Raw genomic sequence first — 19579 nt, 5'->3', positions numbered from 1 at the left:
CACGGTTCCACAGCCTCGTTTCCAGCGGCTGAGAATCGCCGAGACCCCCTTTTATTGGGGGTCGCAACGTGCAACCGGAACAATGGTTGAAGTTGACGAGGCGATCTGTACGGGTTGTCAGGTGTGCGTGTCGGTCGCACCGGAGACGTTCGAGATGGACGGCGGCGTCGCGGTAGCCGTCAGCGACGAGGTCACGCCGGAAGCCGAGCAGGCTGCCGAGCAGTGCCCGGTCGACGCGATCTCGCTCTAGGACTGCGAGAGGCGTTCTGCGGCTTTCCAGGACGGATCACGAGCCGGCGGCTCGACTCGCTGACCGTCGGCGTAGACGCCACTCCCTTCGCGCACCCGCCCGACGACCGCCGCCGGGGTTCCACGCTCCTCGAGTGCTGCGACGACAGTCTCGCCTTCGCCCGACTCGACGCTGATCAGCAGCGTCCCGCAACTGGTCACGTGCCAGGGGTCGACGTCGATCGCCGAGCAGACCGCTTCGACGCTCTCGGCCGTCGGCATCGCCCTGGGGTCGATATCGAAACGGACGCCCGCGCCGTCGGCCATCTCGTCGAGCCCGCCGGCGATCCCGCCCTCCGTCGCGTCGTGCATCGCGGTGACGGCCCCGGAGCGGTGGGCGGCAAGCGCGTCTTCGACCGCCGGGATGTCGTTCACGCGTTGCTGGGCCGTCGCGACTGTTTCGGGATCGAGTCCGAGTCGCTCGGGGTACCGCGTGGCGAACAGCCCCGCGACCTCCGCGGCCGGACCGGTCGAGATCACGAGTTCGTCGCCCGGCCGTGCGCCGTCCGGGCGGACCAGATCCTCCGGGTCTCCGATGCCGAGCGCCGTCGCCGAGCCGATCCAGGAGCGCTCGACGCCAGGGTAGCGCCCGACGTGCGTCGCTGTCACCTCGACGCCCAGTTCGCTCGCGTGGGCGTCGATACCGCGCCAGACCGCGGCCAGCGTCTCCCGTTCGTAGTCGGGCGGCAGCGTCAGACCGAGCGTCAGGTGGTCGGGTTCGATTCCCGAGACTGCGACGTCCGAGAGCACGATGTCGATCGCCAGCCGACCGGCGCGCTCGAGGCCGAGCACCGGCAGGACCGACAGGGGATCGGTGGCGGCGACGACCGCCCGCCCGCCGAGTTCGAGGACGCCGAAGTCGACCCCGGCCGTCGGGCCGAGCGAGACGGCCTCGCGGTCGGCACCGATGTTCGGAGCGATCACCCGTTCGAAGAAGTCGGCGTCGATCTTCCCGAGATCAGTCATCGTCGGCCTCCACGGGACGCGAACTCGCCTGTGGTTCGTCCAGAACCGTCACGTCTGCCGGATCGACTGCCAGCCGAACGTCGCCGTCCGGCGGCTCGTCGGCGTCGGTCTTGACCAGCAACTCGCGGCCGCCCCACTCGCAGTGGACGCGATAGGCGTCGCCCATGAACTCGGCCGTCGAGACGGTCGCGGGAAACGTGATCCGGCTGTCCCCCTCCGGGGACGATCCTGACTCGACGAGCGAGAGCGATTCGGGCCGGATCGACAGCGTCACCGCCCGGTCGGTCGCGTGAGGGATGTCCACGGGGACTGTCACGTCCGAGCGACCGGCGGGGCCGGAACGCGCGTCGAGCGCGACTCGCGGCGGGTCCGAGGAGACGACGACGCCCTCCAGCAAGTTGTTATTGCCGACGAACGCCGCGACGAACCGGGTCGCCGGCTCGCGGTAGATCGACTCGGGCGGCCCGACCTGTTCGACGCGGCCGTCGGAGATGACCGCCACGCGGTCGGAGATCGCCAGCGCCTCCGACTGGTCGTGGGTGACGTAGACCGTCGTGATATCAAGTTCCCGTTGGATCTCCCGGATCACGACGCGCAACCGCTCCCGAAGTCGGGCGTCAAGCGCCGACAGCGGTTCGTCCAGCAGGAGGACGTCCGGGCCGGGCGCGAGCGCTCGAGCCAGCGCGATCCGCTGTTGCTGGCCGCCCGACAGCGATTCGGGATCGCGGTCGCCCATCCCGTCCATGTCCACGAGATCGAGCAGTTCCGCGACCCGCTCTTCCGTCGAGCCGCCCCCCGGCGGGTCACGATAACGCAGGCCGTAGGCGACGTTCTCGCGGACGCTCATGTGCGGGAACAGCGCGTAGTTCTGGAAGACGATGCCGACGTTCCGGTCTTCCGGGGGAACGCCCGCGACGTCTTCGCCGCCGATCGCGACGGTGCCGGCGTCGGGCGTCTCGAAGCCGGCGATCGCCCGCAGCGTCGTCGTCTTCCCGCACCCGGAGGGGCCGACCAGCGTGAAGAACTCGCCCGCCTCGATCGACAGCGACACCGACTCGAGCGCGGGGACGCCGCCGAAGGCGACCGAGACGTCCTCGAGGGCAACGTCGCTCACGGTTCCCACCGCCCGCCGAGGCGATCGATGACGACGAAGCTGACGGCCGTCACCGCGAGCAGGACGGTCCCCATCGCGGTCGCCGGGCCGAGGTTGGGACCGAGCGAGCGCGTGCCGACGTACCGTTCGAGCGCGACCGGCATCGTGTAACTGTCGACGCCCTCCGCGAGTAAGACCGTCGAATCGAACTCGCCGATGCTGATCGCGAACGCGAAGGCCGCCCCCGCGAGCAGCGCCGGCGCGATCACCGGGAGTTCGACCTCGAGCAGCGCCCGCAGTCGCGTCGCGCCCAGCGATCGGGCGACCTCCCGGAGCCGGGGATCGAGTCCGCCCAGCGCGGGCGCGACGTTGCGCGTCACGAACGGGTAGGCCGCCGCGGCGTGTGCGAAGACGATCGCGACGGGACCGGTCACCACCAGTCGGTGGCCCGCGACCGTCGTCCCGAAGACGAACGTCAGCAGGAGTCCGATCCCGACGACGATCCCGCTGACCGCCAGCGGTGCGGTCAATATCGCCTCTGCGACGCGGCTGCCGCGACCGCCCCGCGTCGCGACGACGGCGACGACCACGCCCATCGGGATCGCAAGCAGCAGCGTCCCCGCCCCGAAGACCAGCGAGTTGATCACGGCCGGCATCGGCCGGACGGTACCGACGGCCCCGGAAGACTGTCGGGCCAGCAGGAACTCGTAGTAGGCCGTGGTGAAGCTTCCGCTGGGATCGGTGACGCTCTCGACGAGCAGACTGACCAGCGGCCCGACGATCACGACGGCGACGACCGCGACGTAGGCGGCGATCGCCAGCCGACGCGGGTCGAAAAGCGACCGCCAGCCGGCGACTAGCCGTTCCCTGGGGAGCGACTGACCGCCACCCCGGGTCGTGACCTGCCGGTTCTCGTAGCGCAGATAGACGTAGATGAACGCGAGCGAGAGGACGGTCTCCAGGGTGGCGAGTGTGGCGGCCTCCTGGAGTGCCAGCGACTGGACGCGGGCGTAGATCCACACCTCGACGGTCGCCAGATCGAGCCCGCCGAGCGTCAGCACGATCGGGAACGACATGAACGTGAACACGAACGTCAGCACGGCCCCGGTGAGGATCGCCGGAGCCAGCGCCGGCAGGACGACATGCAGAAAGGCCCGGATCCGGGACGCGCCCAGCGAACGGGCGCTCTCGACCTGCCGTCGGTCGACGCCCTCCCAGGCGGTCGTCACCAGCCGCGTCACCAGCGGCGCGTTGTAGAAGGCGTGCGCGAGGACGACGATCTGCAGCGTGCCGAGCAACTCGACCGGTCCCAGCCCGACCGCGCCGAGCAGGTCGTTGGCGAGCCCGCGGCGGCTGAACATCGCCCGGAAGCCGACCGCGACCAGGATCGACGGGAGGACGAACGGCACGAGCGTCAGCGACCGGATCGTCCGCCGACCGCGGAAGTCATAGCGGGCCAGCACGTACGCTCCGGGAAGCCCGAGCAGGACGCTCGCGACCGTCGACAGCAGCGCCTGGTAGGCCGTGAATCCGAACAGACCGAGCCGGACCGACGGGAAGCCGGCGGCGATCCAGTCGACGACCCCGGCCGGGACGCCGAGCGGATCGACGAACAGGTGATGGGCGACGCCCGCGTAGAAGGGGTCGGTCAGGACCGCCCGGATCGGCTCGATTGTCAGGTGACCGCCCTCGCGGACGGCCGAAACGAGCACGTGGCCGACCGGGTAGTAGAAGACGACCAGCAGGACGGCGATCGTCGCCGCGACCCCGACCGGGAGCGCGGCGCGCTGGAGCGCCCGGGAGATGGTCCGATCAGCAGTCATTGATGGAAGTGCAGGAGCCGGATGTACGTCCGTGACGATATTCGACACACTGTCGCATCGACGCGGCGTGATCCGGCCGCGCCGACTCACACTGCCGGCGCTGTGACGGCGATCGACCGGCGGCGATCACGGGCCAGCGATCTGTCGGGCCCACTGCTCGATCCACCCGTCGACTTTGCCCTGCAGTTCGTCGTAGGTGTGCGTGACGGGTTCCGGTGGCTCGTAGGCGTACTCGGAGAACCCCTCGCCGGGGTCGGCGTCCTCGACGGCCGGGAACTGGACGTTCTTGACCGCGATCTCGGCCTGCTGTTCGGGCTGCAGGACGAAGTCCATGAACTCCAGCGCGAGATCCGCGGTGTCGGTGTCGGCAAACCGGGCCATCGCCTCGGGGTTGGCGTACCCCTGGTCCTCGATGAACCCGACCTGATGGCGGGACATGTCCACGTCGGGACCGTGATAGTACACCTGATCGGTCGAGTAGGAGACGACCATCGGTGCACTTCCGTCGAGGTAAGCGTTGTAGGCGGGCTCCCAGTCGCTGAGGATCCGGACGCCGTTGTCGAGCAGTCCCTGCCAGTAGTCGAGATACTCGTCTTCGCCCTGATCGGCGATCGTCCACAGCAGGAACGCCCGGCCGGGGTCGGACTGCTGGGCGTTCTGAGTGATCAGCGCGTCCTCGTAGGCCGGCTCGAGCAACTCGTCGAACGTCGCCGGCGAGTCGACCTCGTCCTCGTCGTAGACGAGCGTGATGTAGCCGGTGTCGTAGGTGACAGCCCGCCCCTCGGGGTCGATCTCCAGATCCGACTTGATCGCGTCGGCCCGATCGAGATCGCCCCGCGAGTCGAGAAACAGCTCCGCGTCGAGTTCGTCCTCGGCGCGGACGAGTTCCGCCGTGTTCAGCCCGAGGTACATGTCGGCGCTGACGTTCGACCCCTGTTGTTTTTGCAGGATGTACTGGTTGAGTCCGTTCTCCGGCACCTCGAACTCGACGGTCACGTCGTCGCGGTCGTCCTCGAACGCCGACTTGAGGTAGTTTCCGGCCGTGTCCTCGCCGGTGAACGACGAATAGGTGGCGACCGTGAGCGTCCGCTCCGGGTCGCCCGTAGTCGTCGTCCCGTTCTGTTGGGTATCGCCTGATGACCCGTCCTGCGGAGTGTCACTCGGTGTCCCGTTCTGATCGCCGTTTCCGGTACAGCCCGCCAGCGCGACGACCGAACCGGCACCCGCGGTCCTGAGGAACGTTCGACGTCTCATTACCCGGTTGTTGTACCCAGTGATATTAAAGGACACGCACCGGACTCGCGAGAGCAGCTGCTCGAAGTCCGCCGGATCGGCCGCCCGACGGGGCGGTAGAACGGCAGTTTATACTGGTGACTATACCATCGCGGAACGATCCGGCACGCCGTCGTGCCAGATATCTTTAGAAACGGATAGCCACCCGTATCAATCGAGGTCGAACGACTGCAGCGTCTCGTAGGCCTCGGTGGCGTACATCAGGGCCGGACCGCCGCCCATGACGACCGCGATCTCGAGCGCTTCGACGATCTCGTCCTCGGTCGCGCCCGCCGCTATAGCCGCGTCGAGGTGCCAGACGATACAGTCCTCACAGCGCAGCGTGACGCCCAGCGCGAGCGACATCAGTTCCTTCGTCTTCGCGTCCAGCGCGCCGTCTTCCTCGGCCGAGTGGACGAATCCCAGGAACGATTCGACAGATTCTGCTTCCCCGGCGAATTCCTGTACGTTCTGCTTTTTCTCCGCGACTTCGTCTTCTGGAGATGCCATATCCGGTTTTTCGGATGGACGCCAGCATAATAAGCGTATTTATCAATGGTTTTCAATGCAAAAATTGCCGGTACCGGGTGCGCGACCCACCGACACGTTTCGATCCGCGTCCGGCTACAGCTGTCGGTTCCACTCGTCGGTGCCGAACTGTTCGTCAGCGAGCGTTCGTGCCTCCGTGAGCACCTGCTCGGAGAGTTCGCCCTCGAAGACGTCGTATCGGTCTGCCGCCGCGTCGATCATCGCGTCGACGACCTCGCTGCGGTCGGCATCGATGTGATCGCTGATACGGGCGACGCGCTTTTCGGCGGACTTGATGGCCTTATCCGAGACCTTCTGCTCGCCGATCCGGAGCACGCGCAGCATCTCCGCGATGTCCAGTTCGTAGCTCATCGTCGTGTGATGGAGCACGGCGTCGTCCGTCCGAAGCTGGGCAGCGCCGCCGATCTTGCCCTCCGGGTGAGCGATGTCGTTCAGCGGCTCGTGGCGGACCGCCAATCCGAGGTCCCGGAGCGCGTCGAGCGTGAACTGATCGAGTTCGGCGTAGCTGGCCTCGACGTCGTCCGAGACAGTCTCGCGGGGGAGATACAGCGAGTAGGTGATCACGGCACCCGGTTCGACGTACATCGCACCGCCGCCGGTGATCCGGCGGACGACCTCAACGTCGTGTTCCTCGACGTAGTCGGTCGCGACCTCGTCGGCGTAGGCCTGGAAGCGACCCAGCGGGACCGCGGGGCCGTCGCGGTACCAGAACCGCAGCGTCGGCTCGATCTCGCCCGCCACCAGCCGGTCGGTCAGAACGCGTTCCAGCGCCTGCTGGACCGGCTCGCTGTACCGCCCTGAGTCGACGACGCGAAGGTTCATTCGATCGCCTCCAGCGTCGCCTCGGCGAGGTGGTCGTGGTCGAAGCCGATGAGCCGTGCGTCGACGCTCTCGATCGACGCCACGAGCGTCTCGCGGTCGACCTCGAAGGAGTGGCCCTCGATCGCGGCCTCCAGTTCGGCTCGCGCCTCGGGCGGCTCGAGGAAGAAGTCACCCGTGATGCGAGCGGATTCGATCCGGTCGGTTCCCGAGACGGCCACCTCGACGAGTTTGCCGTCCGGCACCTTGACTGAGCTACGACGATCCATAGGAATCGAAAGGGGTGGAGCGTGTTTCTGCGTGTCGGTCTCCGCGCTCGCGGTCGTTACGCCGAGGCCGTCGCGAAGGCCTCGGTCTCGACGGTGACGTCGGCGTGCAGTTCCTCGCGAAGCGCCGTGTGGACATGACAGAACTGCTCGCCCAGTTCGACGAGTTCCTCGGGGTTCTCGACGTTACCCTCGACTTTCAGCGTGAAGCTGATCGACTCGAGGTTGTCCTCGTCGGTCAGGTCGGCCTCGGCCTCGATCTCCATCTTGCCGAGGTCGTAGCCGGACTTGCGCGCGCCCATCCGAACCGCGGGCAGGAAACACGCCGCGTAATCGGCGACCAGTACCGAGTTCGGATCGGGACCGGTCTCTGTCATCGGATCGATACCGACTGCGAAACCGCCGATGACGCTTTCAGTGTCGAAACCGCTCGTGTTCGTCGTCGTCAGACTGATATCGGACATGTCTGTATTGTGCAGTATCCACCATACAGTAAAAGGGCTTGTGGAATCGATCGCTACAATAGGCCCCGCTGAAGAAGAAAAACGATCAAGGATCGTGATGGACCGGCGAGTATCAGTGCGTATGGATAGCCTCGCCGGCGGCGTCGGCGGCGGCTTCCATGATCGCTTCCGAGAGCGTCGGATGGGTGTGGACCGTTCCGGCGAGTTCCTCGAGGGTGAGACGCTGTTCGACCGCCAGTGCGACCTCGCCGATCAGTTCCGAGGCCTCGGGCGCGACGATCTGTGCGCCGAGGACGGTTCCGGTCGGCGCGTCGGCGACGATCCGGACGAACCCTTCGGGGGATTCGACCGTCAGCGCGCGGCCGTTCCCACTGAGGGGCATCTGTCCGACCGCCGTCGTATACCCGGCTTCCTCGGCGTCAGCCTCGGTCAGGCCGACCGTCGCGACCTCGGGGTCAGTGAAGACAGCCGCCGGCATCGCTCTGTGGTCCAGCGCAGCGGGCTCGCCGGCGACCGCGGCCGCGGCGACCTCGCCCTCGTGGCTGGCCTTGTGGGCGAGCATGGGTTCGCCGGCCACGTCGCCGATCGCGAAGACGTGATCGCGGGCGGTCCGCCCCTGCGCGTCCGTCGGGACGAAGCCGTCATCGTCGGGTTCGATCCCGAGCGCGCCGAGACCGACCGTGTCGGTGATGGGTTCCCGCCCGGGGACAGCCAGTACCGCGTCGGCTTTCAGTTCCGCCGTCGCGCCGTCCTCGTCTTCGGTCGTGACGACGACGCCGTCGCCGTCCCGTTCCCAGTCGGCGGCGAGCTCGCCGAACCGGAACTCGATCCCCAGATCGGCGGCTTCCTCGCGGACGATCCGCGAGATGTCTCCCTCGTACATCGGCAGCACGTCCTCGAGCATCTCGACGACCGTGACATCGGTCCCGAGCTTCGCAAAGACCGTCGACAGTTCCATCCCGATATATCCTGCGCCGATGACGACCAGCGAGTCGGGGATCTCATCGAGATCGAGCGCGTCTCGCGAGTCGAGGACGTACTCGCCGTCCGGCTCGAAGCCGGGGATCTCGATGACGCGGCTGCCGGTCGCAACGATCGCGTTCTCGAAGGCGAGCGTCGACGCCCCGCCGTCGGTCTCGACCTCGGCGACGTGGTCGTCGACGAAGCGTGCGGTCCCCTCGATCAGCGTCGCGCCGGCCGCCTGACAGAGGTTCTCGACGCCGCCGGTGAGCTGATCGACCACGTTGTCCTTCCAGTCGACGAGTTTCGCGAAATCGACCTCGACGTCGGCAGTGATCCCGAGGTCCTCGGCGTTGCGCGCCTCGTGGGCGACGTCGCTGCCGTGAATGAGCGCCTTCGAAGGGATGCAGCCGTAGTTGAGACAGGTCCCGCCGTAGGCGTCCCGTTCGACGAGCGTCACGTCCAGCCCGAGCTGTGCAGCCCGGATCGCCGCGACGTACCCGCCGGGTCCGGCACCGACGATCAGCACCTCCGTCGCGTCGTCGGCCTCGTCCGGTGCGACCGACTCGCCTTCGACGTGCGAGACGGCGGACGTCGGTTCCTCCCCACCTTCGTCGGCCTCGCTCTCAGCGTCCTCGCTCCCGTCGTCGACGCGCGAGACGGCGGACACCGGCCCCTCGTCCGCCGACGATTCATCGCTCTCGCTCTCGGCGTCGTCGACCTCGTCGTAGGCGACGAGCGGTTCGCCGACCGGGATGTCGTCGCCGACCTCATGGAGCAGTTCTGTCACGACCATCCCGCCGGGGGCGGTGACCTCGATGACCGACTTGTCGGTCTCGACGTCGGCGATCCGGTCGCCGGACTGAACCGTGTCACCGGGTTCGACGTGCCAGGCGACGAGTTTCCCCTCGTCGCTCCCGTCGTCGCATTCCGGCATTTCGAATTCCATCGTCATCACCCCTACATGGCGACCGGACCACCAATAGGGCTTTGATACGCCGGATATCCGTCCGATCTTTCGTGAATATCCCACGACCATGCACAGCACGAGCCCGGTGTGGAGGTCCGTGGACCGAACCAGTGTACTGTGGACAGAGCGACTCATCTGCTTCGAAATTCACGCGCGCGAAACCGAAAAAAGCGGACTGGAAGAACGTATACATCACTATTAAATGGGGTTGTCGGATCCGACGAGTTGAAGACGATCCAGCAGAGAAAGTACACAAACACACAATACTATGAGTCAGGTCACTTCGACATCGACGAGGGCGAGAGTCGCAAACACGGTCGAGTTCTTCGGTCCGCAGTGGTTCGGATCGACGATGGGGACCGGCGCGCTCGGCGTCGCGCTCGGGTTGCTCGCCGCCCAGTCCGGGATCGACGCGTTGCTCCCGTTCGCGCAGTTGTTCGTCGCGCTGACGGCCGTAATGACGGTCACGTACACGCTGCCGTGGCTGGCGCGGATGTGGCTGTACCCACATCGAGTCCGAACGGACCTCACCCATCCCATCCGGAGTCAGTTCTTCCCGACGATGCCGATCACGCTGATCGTCCTCGGTCTCGGGATCGCTCGCACGATGGGTGATATCGTCCCGTCGAGCGTCCTCGAACCGCTACTGACGGGGCTGTTCGTCCTCGGAAGCGCCGGCATCTTCGGGTTCGGGCTGGTCGTCGTGACGATCATGTTCACCAACGACGAGATTGGGACTGAACACGGCGTCTTCGCCTGGTACATCCCGCCGGTGAGCCACCTCGTCATTCCGCTGTTGGGCTTCGAGCTCGTCGCCGGTCATCTCGCCGGGACGGCCACCGGACAGCTCGTCTTCGTCGTCTCGATGATCGCGCTCGGGATCGGGACGTTCATGTTCTTGTTTTTCGGCTCGATCGTGCTCCATCGCTACGCCTACGAGAGCCTCCCGCGTGAGAAACTCGCGCCGACGTTCGTCATCGGGCTGGCCCCGACGGCCGTGCTCACGATCGCCCTCGTGAAGCTCGCCCACGCGCTCGAGGCCGGCGTCGGACTGGGGCTCGCAGTCGAGCCGCTGGTGCCGGGTCTGAAGCTCCTCGCGCTTGTGATGTGGGGCTTCTCCGCCTGGTGGTTCGTGCTGACCGCCGGACTCGTGGCCCACTACATCACTCGCCGGACGCACCCGTTTTTCTTCACCTGGTGGGCCTACACCTTCCCGCTCGGGGCCTTCGCCATCTCGGCGGGGTCGCTCGGCGGCTTCCTCGGTATCAGTGCGTTCACCGCCGCGCTCGCCGCCGTGACTGGCCTGCTCGCAGTCGTCTGGGTTGTCACTGCGGCACTCACTACCCGGATGGTGCTTCGGGGCCACGCGTTCACGCCCGAATAGCGGCGTCTCAGTGGCTGTCACCCCTCGTTTCGGAGTATTGGGCAAAACGCAAAATATAACACAGTCAGAGTGCCAACGTCAAGGTAGAATGTCAGTCCTCTCCGCAGACGACCGCAGTCAAGTCAACGAACTCCTGACCTCCCTCGAGGAGACAGTCACCGTCCACGTCTTCACTGAGGACGGCTGTCAGTATTGCGAGGAGACACTCGATCTCTACGACGACGTCGAAGGCGAAAGCGACGACGTCGTCGTCGAGACCCACGACATGGACGATCCGCTGGCCGAGGAACTCGGCGCGACCAAGTACGACGGCGCGCCCGTCACCGTCATCACTCGCGACGGCGTCACCGGCGTCCGGTACTTCGGCATCCCGTCGGGCCAGGAGTTCAGCGCCTTCCTGCAGGGGCTCATCGCGGTCGCGCAGGGTCCGGGCGAGACGGACCTCCCCGACGACGTGCGCGAGAAAGTCCAGAACATCGACCAGCCCGTCAACATCAAGGTGTTCGTGACGCCGACCTGTCCGCACTGCCCGCGCGCAGTCCAGGCCGCCCACCAGATGGCGATCGAGAACGACCGGATCACTGCCGACGGCATCGAGTCCCAGGAGTTCATGGAACTCTCCCAGGAGTACGGCGTCCGTGGCGTCCCACAGATTAACGTCAACGATTCCGGACAGTTCACCGGCGGGCTCCCGCCCGAGCAGTTCGTCGACGAAGTTATCTCCGCGCTGGAATGACATCCTCCGCGCCGTAAACGGCGCGGTTTCCTCCGTGGGAGTCTCAGTCGGTCTACGATCCCCCGGAGGCAACATTCCCGTTGTGGTGGACGGTACTCGGGTCTGTGCGCTGTTCTTTGGGACTTTCGTGAGAGCGTGGTGACTCCGACCAAGTGTGGTCGTCCCACTCGAACCGCACGGGCCGGGCCATCGGCCTGACTGCCTTCTCTGTGTGCCGCTTCAGGAACGTTTCTGACGTCCCGAGAACCGAAGGTTCTCGTGGGCACGCAAGACGCGTCGCGTCTTGCGAACGCTGTAAGGTCGGCGTGACCCTCGAATCCACACGGGCAGGTGAGCGTGTCCTGATGCCGTGTCGTTCGGTCTGTGCCGCCACACTGTGGGCACTCTTGGCTGGTCCACGCTTCCGACCGGACTTCCACCGAGATGCCGTATTCCTCGGCGGTACAGACCAGTCGCTCGGTGAAGTGCTTGAACGCCCAGAAGTTGTGCGTCTTGGCGTTCACCCTGACCGACCAGTGCGTTTCGAGTACGTCAGTCAAGCCACCGACATACACCGTGTCCACGCCCTCGGCGTACAGTCGTTCCAGCAGGTCACGACACAGTGCTTCTTGAGCGTGGTCACGGCGACGGGTTCGTTTCCGATACAGTCGCCTGATACGCTCGCTACTGTATCGGCCTTCCGGTAGCTTGGACTGCAACCGGGCAATTTCTCGTGTCGTCTCGCGGAACCGCTGGAACAACTCGCGGCCCTCGTACAGATATTGCTCGCCGGTCGTGGTGGTACAGGCAACGAGATTGTTTGCACCAATATCCAGAGCGGCCTTTTCATCGGCCAGTGGAGGATCCCGTACATCGTCAGAAACAGTCACGGGTTGCGAAGCTCGGAAGGTGCTCTCAGTCTCGTCGTACCACAGTTCCAACCGGCTCTGGTCTTCGTAGTCGGGCCAGTTCGGGTCGCCAACGATTTCCAGCCGGAGACGGCTTTTCGGGCTGTTGTGCCTATCACGGAGTTCTTTTCCGACGACCATCTCTAGCCGGGAGCGGTCGCCCCATTCGACGGTGTAGGCGTCCTTTCGGATGACGCCTTTGAGAACACGTCCGTCGTCCTCGTTGCCACGGAAGCCGGGCGGTTCGGGGTGTTCAGTAACCGACGTGTTTGACTCGTCGTGATACGCTTTCTTGTTCTCGAAGAACGACCGCCACGCTTCGGTGTTTACTCGCCGGACAGTCTGGGCGGTGGACGCGCCGAGAACGCCTTTGTATTTGCCTTCCAGAGCGCCAGTATCAGCGTCCCACACGTCGCCCTCGAAGCCGTCCTCGTCGTTGTAGCGCATAAGGCGCTGGTAATTGATTTCGTTCCAGAGAGCGGCACACGCGTCCAACAGGTCCTGTAGCACCTGCTCATCGTCGTCGGTGAGCGGGCGCACGGCGAACGTGTTGGTACGCTTCACGACGACAGATTGTTAGGTTTCCGTAGATAAAAGACTGTTGGACTATGCGACCAAACGTAGAAATAACCCACACGTTACAGGGACGTATCAAAGACTTCGCAGAGGAACGCGACCTGACGCTATCAGAAGCCTATACAGAGTTGTTAGAAGCCGGACTCGACACGTTAGAGACTCAAGACCAGCAGTAACTCGGCGGCTTCTCACCAGAGCTTACGCGATTCACTCCCGCCCTGCTCAGTCCTCGGTTCCGACTGAGCGTCGGAACGCTCGTCCTTCGCGGGAAGGGCGGGATTCTCTCGCTGAATCAAGATAGCGTCGTTGTCGCACCTGGTTTTCTCGTCCAGCATCGCCTGCCTCAGAGAGCGAAGCGGCGAGTTGGCGTCCCCGACGACGGCGGCGACGTGTAGCACAGCCAGTCTGGCGGCGAACGACCGGCAATATTGCGCCCGAAGCTGTTTGCTACCTGAGAACATGCCGGATATGAGGGGGACCATATATCGACGAATCGATCGGAGGGCGTGGCGGTTTGCGCTCGTCGGTGGAGTGATTGGGTTGCCGAGCGGCCTCGTGTGAATTGGGTACACTGTTGGACGACTGGACCACGTTACCATCCGCATTCGACTCGGGCAGGACGACAGAACAGACGGACGATAGCGAAATGGGGACGCCGGGAGAAACGGGCGTCCACGTCGGTCGATCAACAATGGCGGGACGGGCACCGATCGATGACACCAACAGTGGGGGCAGGGTTGGTATCGGGGACCCGCCGCGTCGTGATACGCCCATCACGATTATGAATCTTGTTGGTGCGGTAATACGATCCGGGGTCTCAGACGAAGGGCCTTACAACGTCGACATCGAACTGTCGAACGATGTCTGTACCGACAGTCACGCTTCCGGACGGTGAGCTGCCCGTCGTCGGCAAGGGAACGTATCGTCTCGACGGCGAAACCGCCAGAACGGCCGTCTCGGCGGCGCTCGAAACCGGCTACACCCATATCGACACCGCCGAAGGCTATCACAACGAGGACGAGATCGGCGACGTGCTTGCCGACCACGATCGCGAGGACCTCTTCGTCACCTCGAAGGTACTGGCGAAGAACCTCGACTACGAGTCGGTGATCGACGCCTGCGAGTCGACGCTCGATCGCCTCGGCACGGAGTATCTCGACCTGTATCTGATCCACTGGCCGAACCCCGCGATCTCGCTGCGGGAGACGCTGAACGCGATGGCGACGCTACACGACCGCGGGCTCGTCCGCAACGTCGGCGTCTCGAACTTCAGCCGGTATCAGCTCTCCGCGGCGCTGCATATTTCGGACGTCCCGATCGCGGTCAACCAGATCGAGTTCCACCCCTACCTCCAGCGGCCCGAACTGGTCGAGTACTGTCAGGCCAACGACGTCGTCGTCGAGGCCGCCGCGCCGCTGGCTCGCACAGAGGTGCTCGACGACCCCGCCATCGAGGAGATCGCGGACAAGCACGACCGCACGCCCGCACAGGTCGTCCTCCGGTGGGCGCTCGATCACGACGTGGTCGTCCTGCCGCGGTCGACCTCCGAGGGCCACATCCGGCAGAACTTCGAGTTGTTCGGCTGGGAACTCGATCCCGAGGATCGCCGGCGCATCGACGACCTCGACCGCGACGAGCCGGTCTACGACGTCCGCGGCCGGAGCTGGGACGACGACGTCTGGGGCATCGCCGAGTAGTTCCTTTAAGTGGTTCTGGTCGCAATGGCTGATAGTGAGCCTTCTAGGGCCACCAATCGTCGAGCAGCTGCGCCCTCAGAGGCAGGTCCCGTTCGCTCGCCGGTCCGCGATCGGCGGAACGCTCTTTGGCCGGCCCGCCGAACCCGGGCCTATGGCTGCCGCGGCGTCGCTGACCGAGCCGACCGTGCTCGCGCACACGAAGTCCCAGCTCTTTCCCGAGGATGACAGCGACAGCTACGTCGTCGCGGACACGCAGTTCGCGCGCGATAAGTGGGTCGAGGACCGCGAGATCGCCGCCGAGGTCACGTCCGCTCTCGCGCCCTTTAATCACGTCCGGGTCGGCTCGGGCTATCCGGATCTGATCGGCGTCCGGAGACTGGAGGCGGAGTACCTGGCGGTCGATCGCCTCGGCGACGAGCCGCCGCTGGTCGTCGTCGAGGCCAAGGGCCGCAAGCGCGGCGGGGTGGACGTCCAGCGTGGCATCGTCCAGGCCTACGATCGGCTCGGCGAGGCCAACGTCGCGTTCGTCAGCGCGCCGGCCGGGGCGATCACCGCGACCGACCGGACGCTCGCCCGGCAGCTCAACGTCGGCGTGCTCGGCGTCGAAGCGGACGGTTCGATCGAGGTACTCGAACGCCCGCGCGTGGTCGGTAACCGAACCGCGGAGGAGGCCACGGCGATCCGATTCCAGGCCAGCGCACAGGGCGTCGCCGACCGCAACTTCAGTCTCAATCACCCGAAGAACTATCTGGCGGTCCCGCTCGCGCTCGCTCACGACCGCGATCACCGCGCGTTGCTCGAGGCGCACGTCGTCAGCGCGGTCGACGGCGCGATCGACGGCGCGGCGTTTCTGGGGTTGATCGACGAGCGCGGCGCGAGCTACCGACTCACCTCGCTCGGGCAGGAGGTCGTCCGGTTCGCGCTCCGGGAGTATCCCGCTCTGGACGACGCGCTCGCCGCCTTCGAGCAGTGGCAGCGCTCGCGCAAGCGCTTTCGTGACCTCGCGCCGCGCTGGGGCCAGCTCGCCCGACGAGTCGTCTTCGAGTATCCGGCTACCGAGTTGCTCGTCACCGAACTGCAGACGATGCACGACGACGGCCTCGGCCGTCCGTCGCTGGTCGACCTCGTCACGTGGCTCCACGAGCAGCATCCGACCTTCACCGTCGAGCTCTTCCTTCGAGGCGACGAAGACGTGCGCGAGCGTGCGCTGACCGCCGACGGCGAACTCCGGACGCCAGTGCTCGAAGAGGGGGCGAGCTACCACTCGCCGACGGTCTTCCAGCTGAAGGCCATGTTGTTCCACGCGGGCATCCTCACCGAGCGCGGCAGCGAGCCGACGAACCTCGATCCCCGAACCGACGAGTGGGGGCTCTGCGAGCCGCTGTCGCGTCGACGGTAGGCCTGATCTCGGTGCCGTTTAAGTGCTTCTGGTCGCAATGGCTGATAGTGAGCCTTCTACTGAGATCGATCGAGTAGCCGTAGCCTCGGCTGTTCGGTCACAGTTTCGGCACACCAGGTCCGGCGCACGGGAATCGCCCGCAACTCGCGGACCGACTACGCGTCGTCGAAGGTTTCCCACTCCGCTTCCGTCCCCAGGATGTCGGCAAGCGAAGAAACCATCGACTGCAGTTCCTCGATCTGTCGGCGCTGCCGTTCGACGACCGCCTGCAGTTCGTCGACGCTCGCCTGCGTCTGTTCGGACTGGGTGGTCGCCGTCTGTGCCTTCTCCGAGAGCCCCTCGATCGCCTCCGAGAGGTGCGTGATCTCTTCCTGCGTCGCCAGCCCGTGTTCCTGGGGTTCGCGCAGCATCTCCCGGTTGGTCACGATCGCGTCCGAGACGCTCGTGCTCCCGTCCGGCAGCGCGATGGTCAGCCTGGGTGAGTTCGACTCGTCGTCGCCCGGTGACTCGGGGTTCGAATCTGCGGGTTCGCTACTCATACACATAGATCTGTCCCTCAACGATATAAAATACCGTCAGACACCGAACTGTTTGCTTACATGACGTCGGCGCTCATACTGCCGGCTGTAAGTTCGTAAAGATATTCGCCACCCCGGGGTGGCGAATTCCTTCAGTTTGTTACAGCCGGCAGTATCAGGGACCCTCAAGCCGGTCCTGCCATCCCTGCACCTTCGACAGCAGCTCGACCGGGGCCGTCTCGTCGACGTCGAGGTCGGACAGCGCTTCTAGCACCTCGTCGGCGTCCTCACCGAACTGCTCGGCGATCGAGTCTTCCGTTGAGCCACCGTCGGCGCTCGCCGATCCGTCGCGCTCGCCGCGAAACTGCCCCGAGGAGAGATCGAACACCGCCTGAGTCGTCCCGCTGCTGGCGCCGCGGACGTCGATCGCCTCGTCGTTGCGGAGCCGATCGAGCACCTCGCGCGAGCGCTCGACGACTGGTTGTGGTACGCCCGCGAGGTCGGCAACGTGAACGCCGTAAGATCGGTCGGCCGGCCCCTCGCGGACGGTTCGCAGGAACGTCACCTCTTCGCCGTCCGAATCCGGATCGCCGTCGACCGCCACGTGGACGTTCCGGACGGGATCAAGCTGGTCGCCCAGCTCCGTGAGTTCGTGGTAGTGGGTCGCAAACAGCGTCTTCGCGCCGACCTCGTTGACCAGATACTCCGTGGCGGCCCAGGCGATCGAGATACCGTCGAAGGTCGCCGTCCCGCGCCCGACCTCGTCGAGGATCACCAGCGACTCGTCGCTCGCGGAGTGCAGAATGTTCGAGAGTTCCTGCATCTCGACCATGAACGTCGAGCGGCCCTGCGCGAGTTCGTCCAGCGCGCCGACGCGGGTGTAGATGCCGTCGACGAGACCGATCCGCGCTTGCCGGGCGGGCACGAAACTGCCCACCTGCGCGAGCAGCGTGATCAGTGCGGTCTGGCGCATGTAGGTCGACTTCCCGCTCATGTTCGGCCCGGTCACGACGAGGAACCGCCGGTCGCGGTCCATGCGGACGTCGTTGGGGACGAACTCGGTCGTCCGCTCGACGACGGGATGGCGACCGGCCTCGATCGCTATCTCGTCGCCGTCTGTCAGTTCGGGGCGCGTCCAGTCGGCCCGGACGGCGTGGGTCGCGAGCCCCGCGAAGGCATCAACCGCCGCGAGCGCGCGACCCACGTCCTGCAACAGTTCGGCGTGGGCGGCGACCGCCTCGCGGATCTCCTCGAACAGCCGGCGCTCGAGATCGTGGCGCTGTTCTTCGATCCGTAGCAGTTCCCGCTCTTGTTCCTCGAGTTCGTCGATCGTGTACCGCTCGGAGTTCTTCAGCGTCTTGATCTGCTCGTAGCTGTCGGGGACGGCGTCGGTCTCGCTCTTGCCGACCTGGATGTAGTAGCCGTCGGTCTTGTTGCGATCGACCGAGAGGTGCGTGATTCCGTGGCGCCGCTTCTCGCGTTTCGGGAGTTCGTCGAGCCACGCCTCGATCGCTTCGTTTCGCTCGATCAACTCATCCAGTTGTTCGTCGAATCCTTCCCGGATCAGCCCGCCCTGGGTGACCGTCCCCGGCGGGTCCTCGACGAGTGCGGCCTCAAGGGTCTCCCGGAGCTCGCGAGCGCGATCGAGGTTGGCCCGATCGAGCACGTCTCCGAGCGTCGAGTCAGCCAGCCGATCGGTGTCGGCGACGATCTCCCGGACCGTCGGCAGCAGGGAGAGCGTCTCGCGGGCGGCGACCAGATCGCGGGCGTCGGCGCTACCGGAGGCTGCCTTGCTCGCCAGCCGTTCGAGGTCGTAGGCGTCGCCGAGCACCTCCCGCAGCCGGTCGCGGGCGAGCGCGGCCTCGGCCAGCGCAGCCACGGCGGACTGACGACGCTGTAGTTCCGCACGATCACGCCGAGGGCGCTGGAGCCAGCTTTTCAGCAGACGGCCGCCGGCACTGGTGACAGTGTGATCGATCGTCTCGAACAGCGATCCTGACCGATCGCCCTGCATCGTCTCGGTGAGTTCGAGGTTGCGCTGCGTCGTCGCGTCGAGTTCGACGTGATTGCCATCGCCGTGGGCCTGCAATCGCGTGATCGAGGCCAGCACGCCCTGGCCGGTCTCCTCGACGTAGCTCAACACCGCACCGGCCGCGCGGACGGCGGCGTCGGCCTCGACGCCGACGCTTTCGAGTGCCCCCTCGCCGAACTGCTCGCGGACGCGGTGGCGCGCCCGTCCGGGGGCGAAGGCCTCGGGCGTGTGCAGCGTCAGGGCGGCGTCGGTCCGCCCTCGAAGGCGCTCCAGCAGGTCGTCGTCGTTGCGCACGTCGGGTCCGGGCAGGATCTCGACGGGATCGAACCGGTAGATCGTCGTCAGCAGTTCGTCGGCGTCGGCAGCAGTCGTGACGTGGAACCGACCGGTCGTGACGTCCGTGAACGCCAGGCCGTAGACCGCGTCGTGGACGATCGTCAAGAGGTAGCGCGCGTCGGCGTCGGTGACTTCCAGCAGGGTCCCGGGCGAGACGACGCGAGTGATCTCGCGCTCGTGGCCGTCGCCCGCCTCGCGCTGGTCGGCGACGGCGACGCGGTAGCCGCGCTCGACCAGTGCCTTCAGGTAGGGCGTCAACTCGTCGACCGGAACGCCGGCCATCGGATACGAGGAGCCGTGGCTCGACTTCTGGCTCACCTTCAGGTCGAGTTCGTCGGCGACCAGTTCGGCGTCCGAGTCGAAGAACTCGTAGAAGTCGCCCACCTGCATCGCGAGTATGTCCGCGTCGGTCTCGGCTTTCAGATCGAAGAACTCCCCGACGATTCCCGTCGCCTCGCTCATACTCCCTGGTGAGTGTGGTATCGGCTAAAACACTTAGGACTCGGCTCGCCCGGCGGTCACGACTGATCGCTCCGAGGAGAGG

At 65.8% G+C, this 19579-nt stretch carries 16 protein-coding genes and 2 pseudogenes; 5 read left to right on the top strand and 13 right to left on the bottom strand.

The window, feature by feature from the left end:
* Positions 1 to 82 precede the first annotated feature (82 nt).
* Positions 83 to 250: a ferredoxin gene (locus HSR122_RS02555; protein WP_229111121.1), complete on the top strand. Its 168-nt coding sequence runs from the start codon at positions 83 to 85 to the stop codon at positions 248 to 250.
* Here HSR122_RS02555 and HSR122_RS02550 read toward each other — a convergent pair.
* From HSR122_RS02550 to HSR122_RS02505, 10 genes and pseudogenes are all read right to left on the bottom strand, one after another.
* Positions 247 to 1254: an AIR synthase family protein gene (locus HSR122_RS02550; protein WP_229111120.1), complete on the bottom strand. Its 1008-nt coding sequence runs from the start codon at positions 1252 to 1254 to the stop codon at positions 247 to 249. The genes HSR122_RS02555 and HSR122_RS02550 overlap by 4 nt on opposite strands.
* Positions 1247 to 2368: an ABC transporter ATP-binding protein gene (locus HSR122_RS02545; RefSeq protein ID WP_229111119.1), complete on the bottom strand. Its 1122-nt coding sequence runs from the start codon at positions 2366 to 2368 to the stop codon at positions 1247 to 1249. Before HSR122_RS02545 ends, HSR122_RS02550 begins: the two co-directional genes overlap by 8 nt.
* A complete protein-coding gene (locus tag HSR122_RS02540; protein WP_229111118.1) occupies positions 2365 to 4170 on the bottom strand; it encodes an ABC transporter permease in 1806 nt (601 codons plus the stop codon). The genes HSR122_RS02545 and HSR122_RS02540 overlap by 4 nt, the downstream gene beginning before the upstream one ends.
* Before the next feature lie 126 nt (positions 4171 to 4296).
* Positions 4297 to 5424 carry a thiamine ABC transporter substrate-binding protein gene (locus HSR122_RS02535; protein ID WP_229111117.1) on the bottom strand — a complete coding sequence of 376 codons (1128 nt, stop codon included), beginning with the start codon at positions 5422 to 5424 and terminating at the stop codon, positions 4297 to 4299.
* Positions 5425 to 5613: 189 nt separating this feature from the next.
* Positions 5614 to 5952 carry a carboxymuconolactone decarboxylase family protein gene (locus HSR122_RS02530; protein ID WP_229111116.1) on the bottom strand — a complete coding sequence of 113 codons (339 nt, stop codon included), beginning with the start codon at positions 5950 to 5952 and terminating at the stop codon, positions 5614 to 5616.
* Between the two features lie 114 nt (positions 5953 to 6066).
* On the bottom strand, positions 6067 to 6813 hold the full coding sequence (locus HSR122_RS02525) for a lipoate--protein ligase family protein (RefSeq protein ID WP_229111115.1): 747 nt from the start codon (positions 6811 to 6813) through the stop codon (positions 6067 to 6069).
* Complete coding sequence (locus HSR122_RS02520) at positions 6810 to 7079, bottom strand: hypothetical protein (RefSeq protein WP_229111114.1); 270 nt, start codon at positions 7077 to 7079, stop codon at positions 6810 to 6812. Before HSR122_RS02520 ends, HSR122_RS02525 begins: the two co-directional genes overlap by 4 nt.
* A 56-nt stretch (positions 7080 to 7135) precedes the next feature.
* Positions 7136 to 7540 carry an OsmC family protein gene (locus HSR122_RS02515; protein WP_229111113.1) on the bottom strand — a complete coding sequence of 135 codons (405 nt, stop codon included), beginning with the start codon at positions 7538 to 7540 and terminating at the stop codon, positions 7136 to 7138.
* A 112-nt stretch (positions 7541 to 7652) separates the two neighbouring features.
* On the bottom strand, positions 7653 to 9029 hold the full coding sequence (lpdA, locus tag HSR122_RS02510; RefSeq protein WP_229112171.1) for a dihydrolipoyl dehydrogenase: 1377 nt from the start codon (positions 9027 to 9029) through the stop codon (positions 7653 to 7655).
* Between the two features lie 216 nt (positions 9030 to 9245).
* Positions 9246 to 9437, bottom strand: a pseudogene (locus HSR122_RS02505) (biotin/lipoyl-containing protein); the annotation flags it as partial.
* Between the two features lie 301 nt (positions 9438 to 9738).
* Between HSR122_RS02505 and HSR122_RS02500 the strand changes: the two are divergent.
* Positions 9739 to 10854 (top strand): TDT family transporter, encoded by a 1116-nt coding sequence (locus tag HSR122_RS02500; RefSeq protein WP_229111112.1) that lies wholly within the window; start codon positions 9739 to 9741, stop codon positions 10852 to 10854.
* Between the two features lie 88 nt (positions 10855 to 10942).
* The gene (pdo, locus tag HSR122_RS02495; protein ID WP_229111111.1) at positions 10943 to 11590 is read left to right on the top strand and encodes a protein disulfide oxidoreductase; all 648 of its coding nucleotides are present in this window, start codon (positions 10943 to 10945) and stop codon (positions 11588 to 11590) included.
* Positions 11591 to 11642: 52 nt separating this feature from the next.
* On the opposite strand, the pseudogene HSR122_RS02490 reads toward pdo, so the two are convergent.
* A pseudogene (locus HSR122_RS02490) lies at positions 11643 to 13041 on the bottom strand (RNA-guided endonuclease InsQ/TnpB family protein).
* Between the two features lie 872 nt (positions 13042 to 13913).
* Here HSR122_RS02490 and HSR122_RS02485 point away from each other — a divergent pair.
* Together HSR122_RS02485 and HSR122_RS02480 are read left to right on the top strand one after the other, a co-directional pair.
* Positions 13914 to 14750 (top strand): aldo/keto reductase, encoded by an 837-nt coding sequence (locus HSR122_RS02485; RefSeq protein WP_229111110.1) that lies wholly within the window; start codon positions 13914 to 13916, stop codon positions 14748 to 14750.
* A gap of 151 nt (positions 14751 to 14901) precedes the next feature.
* Positions 14902 to 16149, top strand: coding sequence for a hypothetical protein (locus HSR122_RS02480; protein ID WP_229111109.1), 1248 nt, complete (start codon positions 14902 to 14904; stop codon positions 16147 to 16149).
* Between the two features lie 155 nt (positions 16150 to 16304).
* On the opposite strand, the gene HSR122_RS02475 is transcribed toward HSR122_RS02480, so the two are convergent.
* Positions 16305 to 16688, bottom strand: coding sequence for a DUF3450 domain-containing protein (locus HSR122_RS02475; protein ID WP_229111108.1), 384 nt, complete (start codon positions 16686 to 16688; stop codon positions 16305 to 16307).
* 154 nt (positions 16689 to 16842) lie between these two features.
* The gene (gene mutS / locus HSR122_RS02470) at positions 16843 to 19497 is read right to left on the bottom strand and encodes a DNA mismatch repair protein MutS (protein ID WP_229111107.1); all 2655 of its coding nucleotides are present in this window, start codon (positions 19495 to 19497) and stop codon (positions 16843 to 16845) included.
* Positions 19498 to 19579: the final 82 nt, after the last annotated feature.

The sequence above is a fragment of the Halapricum desulfuricans genome, assembly GCF_017094525.1.
Lineage (GTDB): Archaea > Halobacteriota > Halobacteria > Halobacteriales > Haloarculaceae > Halapricum > Halapricum desulfuricans.
The sequence above is the reverse complement of the archived record's forward strand: the minus strand, read 5'-3'. Positions and strand labels throughout refer to the sequence as shown.